The 16,954-nt window shown below is 71.7% G+C and carries 16 protein-coding genes and 1 rRNA gene; 14 read left to right on the forward strand and 3 right to left on the reverse strand.

The features are described 5' to 3' along the window. The 9 genes from rrf to AB0A94_RS00045 all read left to right on the forward strand — a co-directional run. Positions 1-95, forward strand: a 5S ribosomal RNA gene (rrf, locus tag AB0A94_RS00005); the annotation flags it as partial. A 62-nt stretch (positions 96-157) separates the two neighbouring features. Then, complete coding sequence (locus AB0A94_RS00010) at positions 158-814, forward strand: HAD family hydrolase (RefSeq protein WP_361736381.1); 657 nt, start codon at positions 158-160, stop codon at positions 812-814. Between the two features lie 60 nt (positions 815-874). Then, positions 875-2,113, forward strand: coding sequence for an MFS transporter (locus AB0A94_RS00015; RefSeq protein WP_361736384.1), 1,239 nt, complete (start codon positions 875-877; stop codon positions 2,111-2,113). Beyond that, positions 2,064-3,236 carry an acetoin utilization protein AcuC gene (locus tag AB0A94_RS00020; protein ID WP_361736387.1) on the forward strand — a complete coding sequence of 391 codons (1,173 nt, stop codon included), beginning with the start codon at positions 2,064-2,066 and terminating at the stop codon, positions 3,234-3,236. The genes AB0A94_RS00015 and AB0A94_RS00020 overlap by 50 nt, the downstream gene beginning before the upstream one ends. A gap of 97 nt (positions 3,237-3,333) precedes the next feature. Continuing rightward, on the forward strand, positions 3,334-4,149 hold the full coding sequence (locus AB0A94_RS00025; RefSeq protein ID WP_361736390.1) for a phosphatase: 816 nt from the start codon (positions 3,334-3,336) through the stop codon (positions 4,147-4,149). Positions 4,150-4,278: 129 nt separating this feature from the next. Then, positions 4,279-4,491, forward strand: coding sequence for a helix-turn-helix domain-containing protein (locus AB0A94_RS00030; RefSeq protein ID WP_004984898.1), 213 nt, complete (start codon positions 4,279-4,281; stop codon positions 4,489-4,491). Positions 4,492-4,645: 154 nt separating this feature from the next. Next, entirely contained in the window at positions 4,646-4,744 is a 99-nt protein-coding gene (locus tag AB0A94_RS00035) for an AURKAIP1/COX24 domain-containing protein (RefSeq protein ID WP_003948845.1), read from the forward strand. A 184-nt stretch (positions 4,745-4,928) separates the two neighbouring features. Further along, complete coding sequence (locus tag AB0A94_RS00040) at positions 4,929-5,990, forward strand: NAD-dependent epimerase/dehydratase family protein (RefSeq protein WP_361736393.1); 1,062 nt, start codon at positions 4,929-4,931, stop codon at positions 5,988-5,990. Between the two features lie 14 nt (positions 5,991-6,004). Then, positions 6,005-7,093 (forward strand): lysophospholipid acyltransferase family protein, encoded by a 1,089-nt coding sequence (locus AB0A94_RS00045; protein ID WP_361736396.1) that lies wholly within the window; start codon positions 6,005-6,007, stop codon positions 7,091-7,093. A gap of 65 nt (positions 7,094-7,158) precedes the next feature. On the opposite strand, the gene AB0A94_RS00050 is transcribed toward AB0A94_RS00045, so the two are convergent. From AB0A94_RS00050 to AB0A94_RS00060, 3 genes are all read right to left on the reverse strand, one after another. Continuing rightward, complete coding sequence (locus tag AB0A94_RS00050) at positions 7,159-8,409, reverse strand: DUF5667 domain-containing protein (RefSeq protein ID WP_361736399.1); 1,251 nt, start codon at positions 8,407-8,409, stop codon at positions 7,159-7,161. A 252-nt stretch (positions 8,410-8,661) separates the two neighbouring features. Further along, entirely contained in the window at positions 8,662-9,510 is an 849-nt protein-coding gene (locus tag AB0A94_RS00055) for an ECF subfamily RNA polymerase sigma factor, BldN family (protein WP_361736402.1), read from the reverse strand. Between the two features lie 687 nt (positions 9,511-10,197). Continuing rightward, positions 10,198-11,109: an HAD-IB family hydrolase gene (locus AB0A94_RS00060; protein ID WP_361736405.1), complete on the reverse strand. Its 912-nt coding sequence runs from the start codon at positions 11,107-11,109 to the stop codon at positions 10,198-10,200. A gap of 104 nt (positions 11,110-11,213) precedes the next feature. Between AB0A94_RS00060 and AB0A94_RS00065 the strand changes: the two genes are divergently transcribed. The 5 genes from AB0A94_RS00065 (at position 11,214) to AB0A94_RS00085 (ending at position 16,926) form a co-directional block, all read left to right on the forward strand. Continuing rightward, positions 11,214-11,492: a glutaredoxin family protein gene (locus tag AB0A94_RS00065; protein WP_361736408.1), complete on the forward strand. Its 279-nt coding sequence runs from the start codon at positions 11,214-11,216 to the stop codon at positions 11,490-11,492. A gap of 301 nt (positions 11,493-11,793) precedes the next feature. After that, on the forward strand, positions 11,794-12,564 hold the full coding sequence (locus tag AB0A94_RS00070) for a redox-sensing transcriptional repressor Rex (RefSeq protein ID WP_361736411.1): 771 nt from the start codon (positions 11,794-11,796) through the stop codon (positions 12,562-12,564). After that, positions 12,561-14,282, forward strand: coding sequence for a glutamyl-tRNA reductase (locus AB0A94_RS00075; protein WP_361736414.1), 1,722 nt, complete (start codon positions 12,561-12,563; stop codon positions 14,280-14,282). Before AB0A94_RS00070 ends, AB0A94_RS00075 begins: the two co-directional genes overlap by 4 nt. After that, the gene (hemC, locus tag AB0A94_RS00080) at positions 14,279-15,238 is read left to right on the forward strand and encodes a hydroxymethylbilane synthase (RefSeq protein WP_361736417.1); all 960 of its coding nucleotides are present in this window, start codon (positions 14,279-14,281) and stop codon (positions 15,236-15,238) included. The genes AB0A94_RS00075 and hemC overlap by 4 nt, the downstream gene beginning before the upstream one ends. After that, the gene (locus AB0A94_RS00085; protein WP_361736420.1) at positions 15,235-16,926 is read left to right on the forward strand and encodes a bifunctional uroporphyrinogen-III C-methyltransferase/uroporphyrinogen-III synthase; all 1,692 of its coding nucleotides are present in this window, start codon (positions 15,235-15,237) and stop codon (positions 16,924-16,926) included. The genes hemC and AB0A94_RS00085 overlap by 4 nt, the downstream gene beginning before the upstream one ends. The last annotated feature ends 28 nt before the right edge of the window (positions 16,927-16,954 follow it).

Raw genomic sequence — 16,954 nt, forward strand, 5'->3', positions numbered from 1 at the left:
AAACGCCCGGTTACATTCCGAACCCGGAAGCTAAGCCTTACAGCGCCGATGGTACTGCAGGGGGGACCCTGTGGGAGAGTAGGACGCCGCCGAACAATTCTTGAAGAAAACCCCGCACCGGTACGGTGCGGGGTTTTCTGCGTTTAGGGTCAAAGGCATGCGCTATGACCTCGTCATCTTCGACAACGACGGTGTTCTCGTCGACAGTGAGCCGATCTCCAACGGCCTTCTGGCCGCCTATCTGACCGAACTCGGCCACCCGACCTCGTACGAGGACTCCATCCGTGACTACATGGGCTCCGCCATGCATCGCGTGCACGATCTCATCGAGGAACGGACCGGGCGGCGGTTGCCGGCGGACTTCGACGACGTGTTCCACGCCCGGGTCTTCGCCGCGTTCGAGCGGGAGTTGAAGCCGGTCGTCGGTGCCATGGACGTGCTCGAGAAGCTGGCCGCCGACGGGGTGCCGTACTGCGTGGCCTCGTCCGGGAGCCATGAGCGGATCCGGGTGGGGCACCGCACGACCGGGCTCGACCGGTGGTTCGACGACGAGCGGATCTTCAGCTCGCAGGACGTGGGACGGGGGAAGCCGGCACCGGATCTGTTCCTGTACGCGGCCGAGCGGATGGGTGTGGCGCCCGGGCGGTGCGTGGTCGTCGAGGACAGTCCGCTGGGCGTGCGGGCGGCGGTCGCGGCCGGGATGGACGTGTACGGGTTCACCGCGATGACGCCCGCCGGGAAGCTCTCCGGGACCACAGGACTCTTCGAGGACATGAGGGAGTTGCTCCCGCTGCTCTCAGGCACACGAAACTGAAGATGACTCATCTTTGACCGGATCTACCCACCGGTATCCCCGAGCCCTACGCTCGCCGCCATGACTGATGTGCTGCGGCGCGGCAGGGTCTCGCTGGCGTTCAGCTTCCTCGTGCAGGGCGTCGCCTTCGCTCTGCTCGTGACGCGGATCCCGGCCGTGCAGGACCGGTACGGGGTCTCCGACGCGCTGCTGCCGGTCTTCCTCGCCGCCGTGCCGATCCTGGCGGGCATCGGGAGTGTCACCACGGAGCGGCTGGTGAAGCGGGTGCCGCCGAGCCGGGTGCTGCGGTGGTCGCAGCCGGTGGTGCTGCTGGCGCTGCTGGGCGTCGGAGCGGGCGGACACATGGCGGGGCTCGGCGTGGCGCTGGCCGTGTTCGGGCTGGCCGTCGGTGCGCTGGACGCGTCGATGAACATGCTCGGGGTGAGTCTGCAGCGGGCGTACGGGCGCAGCATCATGCTCAGCTTCCACGCCGCGTACAGCCTGGGCGGGATCGTCGGGGCGTCGCTCGCGTGGGTGGGGGCGCACGGGGACCTGGCGTTGTGGGTGTCGTATCTGCCGGTGGTGCTGGTGCTGCTGCCGGCCGCGCTGGTCGGAAGCCGGTGGTACGTCGACGGGGGAGACGGGGAAGAGGAGCCGGCTCCGGAGAACACGGAGGGCGGGCACACGGCCGACGGCCTCACGTGGCTGCTGCCGCTGTGCCTGGTGATGACGGTGGCGTACATCGGGGACTCGACGGTCTCCAACTGGGGTGCGAAGTACCTCCAGGACGTGCTGGGGAGTTCGGAGCAGCTGGCGACCGTTCCGTACAACGTCTACATGGTCACCACGTTGCTGGGGCGGGCGCTCGGGGATGTCGGGGTGCGGCGGTTCGGGGCCGTGGCGGTGGTGCGGGCGGGGGCGCTGGTGGCGGCGGTGGGGTTCGCCGTGGTGGCCGGGGCGCCGGGTGCGTGGGTGGGGATGCTGGGGTTCACGCTGCTGGGGCTCGGGTTGTGCGTGCTGGTGCCGCAGACCTTCGCGGCGGCCGGGCGGCGGGCTGCCGGGCGTGGCGGCCCGGGGGCTTCGGACAGGGCCGTCGCGCGGCTCAATGTCTTCAATTATGTGGGTTTTCTGATCGGTTCGCCGCTGGTCGGGGCGCTCGGTGACACCTGGAGCTACCGCGGGGCGATGCTCGTGCCGATGGTGTTGGTGCTGGTGACGCTCGCGTACGCCAGGTCGTTCGCGGATCGGCCGGACCGATACGGTGGCGGGCATGAGCGGGCGCGTGCAGCTGATGTGGGACGAGGCAGTGACGGGCTATGACTTCGGCCGGGACCATCCGATGGACCCGGTCCGGCTGGCGCTGACCCGGAGTCTGGTCGGTGCCCTGGGGCTCGACCGTGAGGTGGAGGTGGTCGCCGCGAAGGCGGCCGGGGACTCGACGCTGCGGCTCGTCCACCGGGAGGACTACATCGAGGCGGTGCGGGCCGCGTCGGCGGACCCCGCGGCCGCGGACCAGGCGTACGGGCTGGGGACGGTGGACGATCCCGCGTTCGCCGGGATGCACGAGGTGTCGGCGCTGATCGCGGGGCAGTCCGTGGGCGCGGCGGAGGCGGTGTGGCGCGGGGACGCGCCGCACGCGGTGAACTTCGCGGGCGGGCTGCACCACGCCATGCCGGGCGCGGCCTCCGGCTTCTGCGTGTACAACGACGCCGCGCTGGCGATCGCGCGGCTGCTGGAGCTGGGTGCGGAGCGGGTCGCGTACGTCGACGTCGACGTGCACCACGGGGACGGGGTGCAGGCGGCGTTCTGGGAGGACCCGCGCGTGCTGACGATCTCGCTGCACGAGCATCCGCGGACGCTGTTCCCGCAGACCGGGTGGCCGGAGGAGACGGGGGCGGCCGGCGCGGAGGGCGGCGCGGTCAACGTGGCCCTGCCGGCCGGGACCGGGGACGCGGGGTGGCTGCGGGCGTTCCACTCCGTCGTGCCGGAGCTGATCGCGGACTTCCGGCCGCAGGTGCTGGTGACGCAGCACGGGGCCGACACGCACTTCGAGGATCCGCTGGCGCACCTGGCGGTGTCGCTGGACGCGCAGCGGGCGGTGCAGGTGGCGTGCCACGAGCTGGCGCACGAGCACGCCGACGGGCGGTGGGTGGCGCTGGGCGGGGGCGGTTACGCGGTGGTGGAGGTCGTGCCCCGGTCCTGGACCCATCTGGTGGGCATCGCGGCCGAGCGGCCGGTGGAGCCCACGACGGTGATCCCCGAGGGCTGGCGGCAGGAGGTGTACGCCCGGACCCGGCAGCCGGCGCCGCGGCGGATGACGGACGGGCGGTGGCCGGTGTCCTGGGCCGCGTGGGACGCGGGGTACGACCCGGCGGACCGCCTGGACCAGGCGATCCTGGCGGCGCGGCGCGCGGTGTTCCCGCTGCGGGGGCTGCTGCCCTGACGGCCGTACGGTCGTACGGGTGTTCCGTTACGCCGTCCGTGCGGTGTTCCCCCGTTCCCGGCCCCGCCTCGTCCCGGTATCCCGCAGCATCGCTTCCGTGCTGACCACCGCCGAGCTCCGTGCCCACCTCCTCGCCGTCCGGCTCGCCGGGGTCGTGGGCACCACGCGGGAGGAGAGCCTGCGGAGCTACCGGCTGTTCGCCGCCCGGGATCCGCGCCTGCTGATCGGGCTGGATCCCGAACGGGTATGGGATGAGCGGGAATTGCTCGCGTTGATGGCGGACAGGTGCGGGGTTTCGGCCGATCCCGCGCACGTCTCCGGCCATGATGTGATCGACCCCGAGCGGACCCTGGCCGCCCTGGACGCCTTCGCGGGGCGGCTGGCGATCGCTGCGGAGCGTGGCGGGCCGGTCCTGTTCGGCACCGGTCACCCGCACCGGCTGCTCGGTTTCTACGCCGTTCTGGCAGACGCCTTGTCGGCGGCGGGATGTACCGTCCTCACCCCCGCGCAGGGTCGCTGTGTCGACATAACGACCCGGTTCGGTCTACGCACGTACAACCTCGACTACGTACGGGGAGTCGGGCTCGTCCGGGGCGCGACCGCGGAACGCCCCGGTTGTGAGCCCGGCGCACACACGCACTCCCCCCTCCCGGTTCGGACCGCGCTGGCCGCGGCGGCCGAGGCCGGCGGACCGCTTCCGGAGTTGGTGATCGGAGACCACGGCTGGGTCTGCGGGGCAGGTCAGCTGGGGTTCGAGGCCGTCGGGTCGGCCGATGTGAACGACCCCGCGCCGTTCGTCGGCGAGGCCGAGGGGGCCGTCTCCCTCGTCGTTCCACTTGATGACGGCGTGCGGTCCGATTACTACCTGCCGTTGACCCGCTACGTACTCAATCGAGCGTGTCTGTCACAGTAGGCCGCCGATGGGTGCACCTCTTCCCCACTCGCATCACCCGCCCCTACATTGGGGAGTGAGCACGCAACGACGAAGAGTCACCGGAAGGGGAAGCCGGTGGCCGTCGAGTGCGGAAGGTTCAGGTGTGTCATGGCTGCAGCTGGCGAGAGGCCTCTGAACGAGGTTCAGTTCCTTACCGTGGCGGAAGTCGCCTCGGTGATGCGAGTGTCGAAGATGACCGTGTACCGGCTGGTGCACAGCGGTCATCTGCCCGCGATCCGGGTGGGGCGGTCCTTCCGCGTCCCGGAGCAAGCGGTTCACGAGTACCTCCGCGAGAGCTACGTGGGGGTGGAAACCGCCTGACGGCGTTCCGGGGAGGTCCGTACCGGGCACTCACGGGCCTCCCCGGTCACCTCGATTACGGTCTCAGCGCTCGGGCGGGTAGGCTAGCCCCTCGTAGGTCGTGTGGGCCCATGGCGCCCAAACACCGAGTCATGAGAAGTGAGCGAGGGTAGTCGTGGGCTCTGTTATCAAGAAGCGGCGCAAGCGGATGGCCAAGAAGAAGCACCGCAAGCTGCTCAAGCGCACGCGCGTCCAGCGTCGCAACAAGAAGTAAGCGACAGCGCGAGAGCGTGTCCAGTGGCCCTCCACCGCACTCCGGTGGGGGGCCACTGCCATTCGGGCTTCCGGCGTTCGTACGTCCGGGGCTGTCGTCACTTCAAGTATCCGGTCGGCACCACAGAGCGACGACGACCCGATAGGTTGGCCGTCGGGAGCAGAGCGAGAGAAAGGCGCTGATCTTGGGAAAGGTCGTGCTCGTGACCGGGGTGGCCCGTCAGCTGGGGGGCCGTTTCGTCCGGCGGATCCTGCGGGATCCCGAGGTGGACCGGGTCGTCGGCGTGGACGCGGTCCCGCCCGAGCACCACCTGGGCGGCGCCGACTTCGTCCGGACGGACATCCGCCAGCCCACCATCGCGCGGGTGCTGGCCGAGTCGGGCGCGGACACGGTCGTCCACCTCGACGTGACGGGGACGCCGCTCGGCAGCGGCGGCCGGACCGCGCTGAAGGAGACCAACGTCATCGGCACCATGCAGTTGCTGGGTGCCTGCCAGAAGTCCCCCGTCGTCAAGCGGCTGGTCGTGAAGTCCAGTACGAGCGTCTACGGTTCCGCGCCCCGCGACCCGGCGGTCTTCACCGAGTCGACCCCGCCCAAGTCCCTGCCCAGCGGTGGCTTCGCGAAGGACACGGTCGAGGTCGAGGGGTACGTGCGCGGCTTCGCGCGCCGCCGTCCGGACGTCGCCGTGTGCGTGCTGCGGTTCGCCAACATCCTGGGGCCGGCCGCGGACAGTCCGCTCGCCTCGTACTTCTCCCTGCCGGTGCTGCCGACCGTGTTCGGCTACGACCCCCGGCTGCAGTTCGTGCACGAGGACGACGTCGTCGAGGTGCTGCGGATCGGCTCGCACGAACCGAGGCGCTCCACGCTCAACAGCGGCACCTTCAACATCGCCGGCGACGGCGTGCTGCTGCTCTCGCAGTGCTCGCGGCGGCTCGGCCGGCCGACCGTGCCGCTGCTGCTTCCCGCGGTCACCTGGGCGGGCTCACTGGTGCGTACGCTGGGGATGACGGACTTCTCGCCCGAGCAGATCCGGCTGCTCACGCACGGGCGGGTGGTGGCGACGGACCAGATGCGGGAGACGCTGGGCTTCACCCCGAAGTACTCGACTGCTGAAACGTTTGCGGACTTCGTGCGCAGTCGTGGCCCCGGGCTGCTTCCGCCGGAGACCCTCGCGAGGGCCGTCGACCGGATCGCCGCGCTGCCCCTGCCGGGCAGCGGTCACCCCCCGACGCAGAGCGCCAACTGAGGAGCGCAGCAACGATGGCGGACGCCAAGGTCATTCCGTTCGACGACGACCACCGCTCGCGCGGGGGTGCCGCGCAGCGCCCGGCGCGCCGCCGAAGCGCGGGCAGTCGGCGCCAGGGCGGCGCGCAGCCCGCGGCGGTCGGGGAGGTCCAGCCCCTGCCGGGTGTGGCGTCCGCGCAGGATGATGATCGGGTGACGGGTGTGGACGAGCAGCCCCGGGAACCGGCCGGTGACGGCTCGGGTGTCGGCTTGGGTGTCGGCTCGGGCGGCCTGGAGCAGCGGATCGCGAGCGGTCTGGCGTTCCTGCGCCGCCGGCTCACCGGGGACTACGACGTCGACGACTTCGGGTACGACGAGGAGCTCACCGACCAGGTCCTGATGTCCCTGCTGCGGCCGGTGTACGAGAAGTACTTCCGGGTCGAGGTGAAGGGCGTCGAGAACATCCCCTCGGAGGGCGGCGCGCTGATCGTCGCCAACCACTCCGGGACGGTGCCGGTGGATGCCCTGATGATGCAGGTCGCCGTCCACGACCACCATCTGGCCGGCCGCCATCTGCGGCTGCTCGCGGCGGACCTGGTGTTCGTGCTGCCCGTGGTCAACGAGCTCGCCCGCAAGCTCGGGCACACCCTGGCGTGCACGGAGGACGCCGAACGCCTGCTCGGGCAGGGTGAGCTGGTGGGGGTGATGCCGGAGGGGTTCAAGGGCATCGGGAAGCCGTTCGGCGAGCGGTACAAGCTGCAGCGGTTCGGGCGTGGCGGGTTCGTCTCGACGGCGCTGCGGCAGGGCGTTCCGATCGTTCCGTGCTCAATCGTCGGGGCGGAGGAGATCTATCCGATGATCGGGAACGCGAAGACGCTGGCCCGGGTGCTGGGTTTTCCGTACTTCCCGCTGACGCCGACGTTTCCGTGGCTCGGCCCGCTGGGCGCGATTCCGCTGCCGACGAAGTGGACGATCCAGTTCGGTGAGCCGATCCCGACGGACGGTTATCCGCCGGAGGCGGCGGACGATCCGATGCTGATGTTCAACCTGACCGACCAGGTGAGGGAACAGATCCAGCACACGCTGTACAAGCTGCTGGTGCAGCGGCGGTCGGTGTTCTTCTAGCGGACCGTCGTCGCGTACGACTTCGGAGGGCGCCCCTCGCTGTGATGCGAGGGGCGCCCTCCGTTCTACTCCGCGTCCTGGCTGTCGATGCCCAGGCCCGGGAGGAGTCCGGGCAGGAGGGGCGGGATGGTGACATCGGGGGCGGGAGGCGGGGTGATGCCGCCCGTCGCCGGTGGCGGAGTGGTGACGGCGCCGCTCTCCTCGGGTGGGTCGAGCAGGTCGCCGGTGTTGCCACCGAGCAGGTCGTCGCTCTCGCGGTCGGCGTCGGCGGAACCGGACGGGCCTGCCCTGCCGGGTTCGCTCTCGCCGGAGGTGTCGCCGCCGGTGCCGGGGGACTGCGAGGGGTCCGTGCCGGACGGGGCGCCGGGTGTCGACGCGGAGCCGCGCCGCCGTGCGCCGTCGTCGTCCTCGCCGGTCGAGGGCCCGGGGAGCAGCGACTGCAGCGGGGCGACGTCTTCCTCTATGGCGTCGAACACCGACGAGACCTGCTCGCTCACGTCCCCCAGCTGCACGGGCAGCCGGTCACGCAGGGTGCCCCAGGTCTTGCGGTGTGCCTGGGAGAAGGAGGAGAGCGCCCGCATGGGGCCCAGGGAGCCGGGGTCGCGCTCGTACGCCTCGCGCAGCAGCCGGTGGCCCTCGGCGGCGTCGTGCCGCATGCCGGAGAGGGCGCGACGGACATCGCCGAGGGACTCGTGGTCGAGGGGGCCGCTGCGGTCGCGCTCCATCAGCCGACGGGCTTCGCCGAGGCGGGTGGAGGCGTGGTCGAGGTAGACCCGGCCGCGCTCGTCGTCGCCGTCGGCGAGGCCGAGCTTGACGTCCTCGATGCCGCGTTTGAGTCCGTAGAGGGACTCACCGGGCAGGGCGTCGGAGCTGGCGACGGCGACTCCGCCGAGGGCGCCGGCGGCGACGCCGACGGTGAGCCCGCCCGCGGTGAGTCCTTTGGCCAGCCGCGACCGTGGTCGCAGTTTGCCCAGCGGGGTCGCCCGGTGGGCGCCCCTGGCCCGGTGCGAGCGCTGTCCGGGTACGGTCTGATCCGTCGCCTCGCCCGCAGCGGTGCCCTCCTGGAGCATGACCTCGAACGCGGCCACCAGCTGGGCCCGCTGGACGACCTTGACCTCGGGGTCCAGTTCTGGTTTGGGCAGCGCGCCGAGGCCGGAGGTCAGAGCGAGCAGCTGTGCCTGCTCGGTCTCCGCGGCGGCGGCCGGGGCCGGTGTCGATCCTTCGGGCTGCTCGGCCGCCGTGCCCCGGTCGGACTGCTCCTCCAGGGCCTGGGCGAAGGCGTTCGCCCGCCGGTGCGCCGATACGTTCGCGATCACTGGCGGCACCTCCTCTCGTCATCACGGTCGACTCCCCAGGGGGTCCTGAGGGTTCCCCGCCCTGACCAGGGCCACACGATCGAGTGATCGAAGTCGGTCAGGGGGTGACCACAGGGAGCCTGTATCCCGCACAACGAGTGGCGCGGCACTTGGGTTACGGACCCGGGATGACCGAATGAGGAAGCCAACCGAGTTTCACGTACCGTGAGTTGGGTGTCGCGGAGCGTGTCCCGGTCGGCGGGCGGATGCGGGTCAGCGGGCGTCGTCCGGGAGGAGCCGGGCGAGGGTGCGGACGGCCCGGTACTGGAGGGTCTTGATGGCGCCCTCGTTCTTGCCCATCACACGGGCGGTCTCGGCGACGGACAGACCTTGGAGGAATCGGAGCGTGACGCACTCCTGCTGTTGGGGGTTGAGTCGTCGTACGGCATCGAGGAGGGCGGCGTTGGACAGGGACTCGAGAACGGAATCCTCGGGGGAGCGCTCGACCTCGTTGGCGTCGAGCATCTCCCCGGTGGTGACCTCGAGGCGGAAGCGGCTGGACTTGAAGTGGTCGGCGACGAGGTTGCGGGCGATGGTCACCAGCCAGGCGCCGAAGTCGCGGCCCTGCCAGGTGAAGGTGCCGATGCGGCGCAGTGCGCGCAGGAAGGTCTCGCTGGTGAGGTCCTCGGCGGTCGCCTTGCCGCCGACGCGGTAGTAGATGTAGCGGTAGACGGTGTCGCTGTACTGGTCGTACAGCCGTCCGAAGGCGTCGGCCTCGCCGGCCTGGGCGCGCTCGACGAGGTCCATCATCCGGGCGCTGTCGCTGTCGGCGGCGGGGCGGCGGGCGGCGGAGGCGCCGGTGGTCGTCCTGGCGGCGGCTCCTCTGGCCGCGCTCTTGGCCGCGGCGGGGGCGGTGGAGGGTGCTGCGGAGCGGCGCCCCCGTCCGCCGACCGCGGCGCTGCCGTCGGCGAGGGCGTAGCACGGGCCGACGGCGGGGGCGGTGGCGAACGCGGGGACCGCGTGCGCGGTGGGGACGATGCCGCGCAGCAGGTCTCGGGCTGTCGCGACTGTCGCGCGCAGCGTAGCCAGGCCCGAGGCGTCAACCCCGACGTGTGGGTACACGGGACTCCCAGAGGCAGAGCTTCCATCACGTGCAGTGCGGGACCGTTCACCCGTCGTAGCTACGGGTGGGTACCGGATTGCGTCTGAGGAGAATAACGCTTCGTGCAGGCTCTGCTACACCGAGTTGCTCAAATCGCCGATTGCGTCGCTTCTGTAACTGGTTGAGGGGTGTTTGGGTGCCGCATGAGGGTCGGTTTCCGACCGGAAGTGTTCGCATTCGGGGGCGGTATGGGGCGAGTTGTGGCCGTGTGCAGCCAAGAGGACTGGGCAAGGGGGTTGCGGGGTAGGGCAGTTGGATTGGCCGGGTTTGGGTGCGGGGTGGCGGAAGTGGTCCCCGGTGATCGGTTCGGTGAGCGTACGGGGGTTGACCGGGTGCCCGGTGGCGCGGCCGGGCGGGGGGTGCCGCGCGGCCCGGCGCTTGCGGGGTGCCTCCCCCGCTCTCGGCTTCTCCCCCGCTCTCGGCTTCTCCCCCACTCTCGGCTTCGCTCGAGCGGGAGGGGCCCCCATGAGCGGGAGGTACCCCCATCGCCCTGGGGGTACCTCCCAGGCCCTTCAGGTACTGGGGGAGGCGCGACTGCCCGCGGAAGCGGCAGGGGCGGCGGGAGCGGCGGCTGTCCGCGGGAGCGGTGGGAGTGGCGTGAACGGCGGGGGGAGTGGCGTGAACGGCGGCGGGCGGCTGCCCGCGGGTCAGCGGCGTTTGCGGTGGAGGGCGATGGCGGCTGCCGTGCCGCCGGCCACCGCGCCTACGCCCGCCGCCGCCGGGATGCCGACCTTGGCCGCCTTGCGGCCGGTGCGGTAGTCGCGCAGGCGCCAGTCCATGCGGCGGGCGTGCTTGCGGAGCTTGGAGTCCGGGTTGATCGCGTACGGGTGGCCCACCAGTGACAGCATCGGGATGTCGTTGTGCGAGTCGCTGTACGCCGCGCAGCGGCTCAGGTCCAGCTCCTCCGCGAGCGCCAGCGCGCGGACCGCCTCCGCCTTCGCCGGGCCGTGCAGCGGTTCGCCCACCAGTTTGCCCGTGTACACGCCGTCGATCGACTCCGCGACCGTCCCCAGCGCCCCGGTCAGCCCCAGCCGGCGCGCGATCACCGTGGCGATCTCCACCGGTGCCGCCGTGACCAGCCAGACCCGCTGCCCCGCGTCCAGGTGCGCCTGTGCCAGCGCCCGGGTCCCCGGCCAGATCCGCTCGGCCATGTACTCGTCGTAGATCTCCTCGCCGATGGACTGCAGCTCGGAGACGCGGTGCCCCTGGACGATGGAGAGCGCCGAGTCGCGGGCCTCCTGCATGTGCTCGGGGTCCTCGACCCCGGCCAGCCGGAACCACGCCTGCTGCCAGGCGAACCGGGCGAGGTCGCGGGTGTCGAAGAACTTCCGCTTGTACAGGCCCCGCCCGAAGTGGAACAGGGCGGCGCCCTGCATCACGGTGTTGTCCAGGTCGAAGAACGCGGCGGCCCGTTCGTCCCCGACGACCGGGAATTCCGGTTCGCGTTCGGAAACTTCCTGGGTGGACTTGCGTGCTGCCTCCGCCGAGGCCTCGCCTGCCAACACGCTCCGCGCCGTGGCGGAGCGCCTACGGGGAGTGAGCCATCCGAGAGCGGCCATGGCGTGAGCATAGCCAGTCGGTGCGGATGTTCCGGAGCCGAGAGGTTCGGGCGCCGTGAACTCTCCGGGTCCCGGGCGTTAAGACGCGCGCGACAATGACCCGTATGAGCCCTCTCTTCCGCCGCAACACCCCGGCCGCCCCGCAGGACCGGCTCGTCACCCTCGTGCGCAAGCCCGGCTGCCATCTGTGTGACGACGCGCAGGTGGTGGTGGAGAAGGTGTGCGAAGAGCTCGGCGTCCGGTGGGAGCACAAGGACATCACCCAGGACCGGGAGCTGCACGACCGGTACTGGGAGCAGATCCCCGTCGTCCTCGTCGACGGCGAGCAGCACACCTTCTGGCGCGTGAACGAGGACCGTCTCCGCAGGGCCCTCACCAACTGACCGGCCAGTCCAAACCGACCGGAAAGTCGCTTAGGATCGATGGCGGCTTGGTCTCGGGGGCGGGATTCACAGAGGAGAGTGTGCGGTTTTGCCCCCAGAAGAAAAGGAACGGTGGTGCTCGCGCGCCGGTTCCTCGCGAGTGCGCCGGGGGCGCGTGACCCCGGTCACGTTGGCCGGGCAAATCGGACACAATCTTTGTGCACGCGTTCACAAAGACATAGCCTGCATTCGACGGGGCGGTCCGGGGACGTATGACCTGACGTATGACCGCCTGAAGCCCCGCTCTACCCGCAGGAGCACCGTGGCAACTGGCCGAACTCACCGACCGGCGACCCGTAGCCGAGGAATTCCCGAGGCCACCGTCGCCCGCCTTCCGCTGTACCTCCGCGCCCTCACCGCGCTCTCGGAGCGCTCGGTGCCCACGGTCTCCTCGGAGGAGCTGGCGGCCGCCGCGGGGGTCAACTCCGCGAAGCTGCGCAAGGACTTCTCCTACCTGGGCTCCTACGGGACCAGGGGGGTCGGCTACGACGTCGAGTACCTCGTCTACCAGATCTCCCGCGAACTCGGTCTGACCCAGGACTGGCCGGTCGTGATCGTGGGAATCGGCAACCTCGGCGCCGCCCTCGCCAACTACGGCGGGTTCGCCTCCCGTGGTTTCCGGGTCGCCGCGCTGATCGACGCCGACCCCGCGATGGCGGGGAAGCCCGTCGCCGGCATCCCGGTCCAGCACACCGACGAGCTCGAGTCGATCATCCAGGACAACGGCGTGTCGATCGGTGTGATCGCCACCCCCGCCGGCGCCGCCCAGCAGGTCTGCGACCGTCTCGTGGCCGCCGGTGTCACCTCCATCCTGAACTTCGCGCCGACCGTGCTGACCGTCCCGGACGGTGTCGACGTGCGCAAGGTGGACCTCTCCATCGAGCTGCAGATCCTCGCCTTCCACGAGCAGCGCAAGGCCGGCGAGGAGACCACGGCCGACACCACCACCGCCGCCGCCCCGGCCGCCGCCCGCCGGCCGTCCACCACCGACCAGGGACCCGACGGGGACGTACCCGCCGTGATGCCGGCATGAGCCTCCTCGTCGTCGGACTGAGCCACCGCAGCGCGCCGGTCAGCGTGCTGGAGCGGGCCTCGCTGAGCGCGGACGCGCAGATCAAGCTGCTGCAGGACACGGTCGCCACGGAGCCCGCCACCGAGGGCGCGGTCCTCGCCACCTGCAACCGCATCGAGCTCTACGCCGACGTGGACAAGTTCCACGCCGGTGTCGCCGAGCTGTCCACGCTGCTCGCCCAGCACAGCGGGGTCGGCCTGGAGGAGCTCACTCCTTATCTTTACGTGCACTACGAGGACCGGGCCGTCCACCACCTGTTCTCGGTGGCCTGCGGCCTCGACTCGATGGTCGTGGGCGAGGGGCAGATCCTCGGCCAGATCAAGGACGCGCTCGCCCGCGCGCAGGAGCTGCACACCGCCGGACGGCTGCTGAACGACCTGTTCCAGCAGGCGCTGCGGGTCGGCAAGCGGGCCCACTCCGAGACCGGTATCGACCGCGCCGGGCAGTCCCTGGTCACCTTCGGCCTGGAGCAGCTGGCCGTGGGCGCGCCCGTCGAGACGTGGGCGCGGGACAAGAAGGCCCTGGTCATCGGCGCCGGTTCGATGTCGTCGCTGGCCGCGGCCACGCTCGCGCGGGCCGGTGTCGCCGAGATCGTGATCGCCAACCGGACGTCCGAGCGCGCCGAGCGCCTCGCGCGGATCCTGACCGAGGGCGACGACACGGACGTGCTGGCCCGCGCGGTCCCGATGACCTCGGTGCCGTTCGAGCTGACACGTGCCGACGTCGTCGTCTCCTGCACCGGCGCTACGGGGCTGGTCCTGACGGCCGAAGCGGTCGCCGCGGGGGTCGGGAGCCGCGCCGGACAGCAGCCGGTCGTCGACCTGGACGAGGTCGCCGACCGGGACGAGGTTGCCGAGGCACCGCTCCCGCCCACCTCCGTGGGTACGGACGAGGGCTGCCCGCTGGACCTGTCCGCCGTACGGCCCGGGTTCTCCGTGATGGGCGAGGCCGCCGTCGCCGGAATGGACGCGGCGACGCTGGAGCAGCACGCCGCGTGGGCCGCGGGCACGACCGTCGACCGCCGCCAGAACGACCGGACCGGCCGCGGCGGCCCGGAGGCCGACGCCGACCTGATCGGCGCGCTCGCCGCGACCGCGTCCGCCGTCGGCCGGATCCCCGAGCGGCGCCGCCCGGAGCCGGTGGCCGAGCCGCCGCGCCCCGAGCCCGTGCTGTTCCTGCTGGACCTCGCGATGCCGCGCGACATCGACGCGGCCGCGCACCGCCTCGCCGGTGTGCGCCTCGTCGACATCGAGTCGCTCGCGGAAGCCTCCGCGGACGCTCCGATGGCTGCCGATGTGGACCAGGTGCGGCGTATCGTCTCCGACGAGGTCGCCGCGTTCGGGGCGGCACAGCGGGCGGCGCACATCACGCCGACCGTCGTCGCCCTGCGCACCATGGCGGCCGACGTGGTGGCCGGCGAGATCGCCCGTCTGGAAGGGCGGCTCCCCGGCCTGGACGACAAGCACCGCGCGGAGATCACCCAGACCGTGCGGCGGGTGGTCGACAAGCTGCTGCACGCGCCGACGGTACGGGTCAAGCAGCTCGCGGCCGAGCCCGGCGGCGCCGGGTACGCGGACGCGCTGCGCACCCTGTTCGACCTCGACCCCGAGACGGTGGCCTCCGTCTCCCGAGCCGAGGAAAGCACCGAGAAGAACGCAAGGAACCGAGGGCCGGCATGACTGAGAAGGCACTGAGGCTGGGGACGCGGCGGAGCAAGCTCGCCATGGCCCAGTCCGGGCAGGTGGCGGAAGCCGTGAGCCAGGTGACCGGACGGCCCGTCGAGCTCGTCGAGATCACCACGTACGGCGACGTCTCGCGCGAGCACCTCGCGCAGATCGGCGGCACGGGCGTGTTCGTGGCCGCGCTGCGCGAGGCACTGGCGCGGGGCGAGGTGGACTTCGCGGTGCACTCGCTGAAGGACCTGCCGACGGCGCAGCCCGACGAACTGGTCGTGGCGGCCATCCCGGTGCGCGAGGACCCGCGCGACGTGATGGTCACCCGTGACGCGCTGAAGCTCACCGACCTGCCGCGCGGCGCCCGCGTCGGTACGGGTTCGCCGCGCCGCATGGCGCAGCTGAACGCGTACGCGCGCAGCCGCGGCATGGACATCGAGACGGTCCCGATCCGGGGCAACGTCGACACCCGCATCGGGTACGTCCTGAAGGGCGAACTGGATGCCGTGGTGCTGGCCGCCGCCGGACTGAACCGGATCGGACGCAGCGACGAGGTGACCGACTTCCTGTCGGTCGACACGGTGCTGCCCGCCCCCGGCCAGGGGGCACTGGCGATCGAGTGCACCGCGGACGACGCGGAGCTGATCGCCGCGCTCGCCGAGCTCGACGACCCGTTCACGCGGGCCGCCGTGACGGCCGAGCGCTCCCTGCTCGCCGCCCTGGAAGCCGGCTGCTCCGCCCCTGTGGGCGCGCTGGCCGACTTGCTGGCCGACGGGCAGACTGTCAAGGAAATGCGCCTGCGCGGCGTCGTCGGCACGACCGACGGCTCGACGCTGGTGCAGCTGTCCACCACCGGTCCCGTGCCCGAGACGCACGAGGCGGCGATGGCACTCGGTCGCGAACTCGCCACCGAGATGCTCGCGCAGGGCGCGGCCGGTCTGATGGGGGAGCGAGCACAGTGAGCCCCACCACCCTTCCCGCCCCTCCGGAACACGGGCACGTCACCTTCCTCGGTGCCGGACCCGGGGATCCGGGACTGCTGACCCTGCGCGCCGTGGAGGCGCTGGCGAACGCGGACGTCCTCGTCGCCGAGCACGAGGTGCTCGACGTCGTACGCACGCACGCGAGGCAGGGCGTCGCCGAGGTGCACACGGATTCCGGCACGCCGGATCCGGGCACGCCCCAGCTGACGGTCGTTGACGGCGCGTCAACAACCGCCGGTGTCCCCGCGGTGCGGGATGCCGCACATCTTGTCATGGAGGCCGCGCGGGGCGGCAGGCGGGTCGTGCGTGCCGTGTCCGGTGATCCCGGGCTCGACGCGTACGCCGCCGAGGAGATGCTGGCGTGCGCCTCGGCCGGGGTGCCGTTCGAGGTCGTCCCCGGTGTCGCGACGGCGGTCGGCGTACCCGCGTACGCCGGTGTGCCGCTGCGCGACGCCCAGGGCGCGGACGTCCGTTTCGTGGACGCGCGCACGGCCTCGGACCGGTGCTGGACCGAGGTCGGTGCGTCGGACGGCACGGTGGTCGTCTCCACCACGCTGGACTCCGTGGCCGCCGCGGCGGGCGAACTGGTGTCCGCCGGACGCAAGCCCGACACCCCGCTGACGGTGACCGTCGCCGGTACGACGACCCGGCAGCGCACCTGGACGGCGACGCTCGGCACGATCGCGCAGACGCTGAAGCAGGCGAAGGTGCTGCCGTCCCCGGACGGCGGCCGGCCGGTGATAGCCGTGGTCGGTGAGCGCAGCGCCCCCGCCCGGCGGGACCAGCTGTCGTGGTTCGAGTCCAAGCCGCTGTTCGGCTGGAGGGTGCTCGTCCCGCGCACGAAGGAGCAGGCGGCGTCGCTCTCCGACCAGCTGCGGTCGTACGGGGCCGTGCCGCACGAGGTGCCGACGATCGCCGTCGAGCCGCCGCGCACGCCCCAGCAGATGGAGCGGGCGGTCAAGGGCCTGGTGACGGGCCGCTACGAGTGGATCGCGTTCACGTCGGTCAACGCGGTGAAGGCGGTCCGGGAGAAGTTCGAGGAGTACGGCCTCGACGCCCGCGCCTTCGCCGGGATCAAGGTCGCCGCGGTGGGCGAGCAGACGGCCAACGCGCTGATCGCCTTCGGCGTGAAGCCGGACCTGGTGCCGAGCGGTGAGCAGTCGGCCGCGGGCCTGCTGGAGGACTGGCCGCCGTACGACCCGGTCTTCGACCCGATCGACCGCGTCTTCCTGCCGCGCGCCGACATCGCCACGGAGACGCTGGTCGCGGGCCTGATCGAGCTGGGCTGGGAGGTCGACGACGTGACCGCCTACCGCACGGTCCGCGCCTCGCCGCCCCCGGCGGACACCCGTGAGGCGATCAAGGGCGGCGGCTTCGACGCGGTCCTGTTCACGTCGTCCTCGACGGTCCGGAACCTGGTGGGCATCGCGGGCAAGCCGCACAATGTGACGGTGATCGCCTGCATCGGCCCGGCGACGGCGAAGACGGCGGAGGAACACGGCCTGCGGGTGGACGTGATGGCCCCCGAGCCGTCGGTCCACAAGCTGGCGGAGGCCCTGGCCGACTTCGGCACGCGACGCCGGCTGGCCGCGCTGGACGCGGGCGACCCGGTGACGAGGCCGAGCGAGCGGCGTCCGGGGGCGCGGAGGCGTCGGTCGACGACCTGATCCCGACGAGCAGCGGGGCGGGCACAGC

Source organism: Streptomyces sp. NPDC044984 (genome assembly GCF_040646935.1).
In the GTDB taxonomy this organism is placed as follows: Bacteria; Actinomycetota; Actinomycetes; order Streptomycetales; family Streptomycetaceae; genus Streptomyces.

Bases quoted from the DNA above. Each gene is read 5' to 3' on its own strand.
- AB0A94_RS00010 (WP_361736381.1), top strand. From the start codon at position 158: ATGCGCTATGACCTCGTCATCTTCGACAACGACGGTGTTCTCGTCGAC.
- AB0A94_RS00015 (WP_361736384.1), top strand. From the start codon at position 875: ATGACTGATGTGCTGCGGCGCGGCAGGGTCTCGCTGGCGTTCAGCTTC.
- AB0A94_RS00020 (WP_361736387.1), top strand. From the start codon at position 2,064: ATGAGCGGGCGCGTGCAGCTGATGTGGGACGAGGCAGTGACGGGCTAT.
- AB0A94_RS00030 (WP_004984898.1), top strand. From the start codon at position 4,279: ATGGCTGCAGCTGGCGAGAGGCCTCTGAACGAGGTTCAGTTCCTTACC.
- AB0A94_RS00045 (WP_361736396.1), top strand. From the start codon at position 6,005: ATGGCGGACGCCAAGGTCATTCCGTTCGACGACGACCACCGCTCGCGC.
- AB0A94_RS00060 (WP_361736405.1), bottom strand. From the start codon at position 11,109: ATGGCCGCTCTCGGATGGCTCACTCCCCGTAGGCGCTCCGCCACGGCG.
- AB0A94_RS00065 (WP_361736408.1), top strand. From the start codon at position 11,214: ATGAGCCCTCTCTTCCGCCGCAACACCCCGGCCGCCCCGCAGGACCGG.
- AB0A94_RS00075 (WP_361736414.1), top strand. From the start codon at position 12,561: ATGAGCCTCCTCGTCGTCGGACTGAGCCACCGCAGCGCGCCGGTCAGC.
- hemC (WP_361736417.1), top strand. From the start codon at position 14,279: ATGACTGAGAAGGCACTGAGGCTGGGGACGCGGCGGAGCAAGCTCGCC.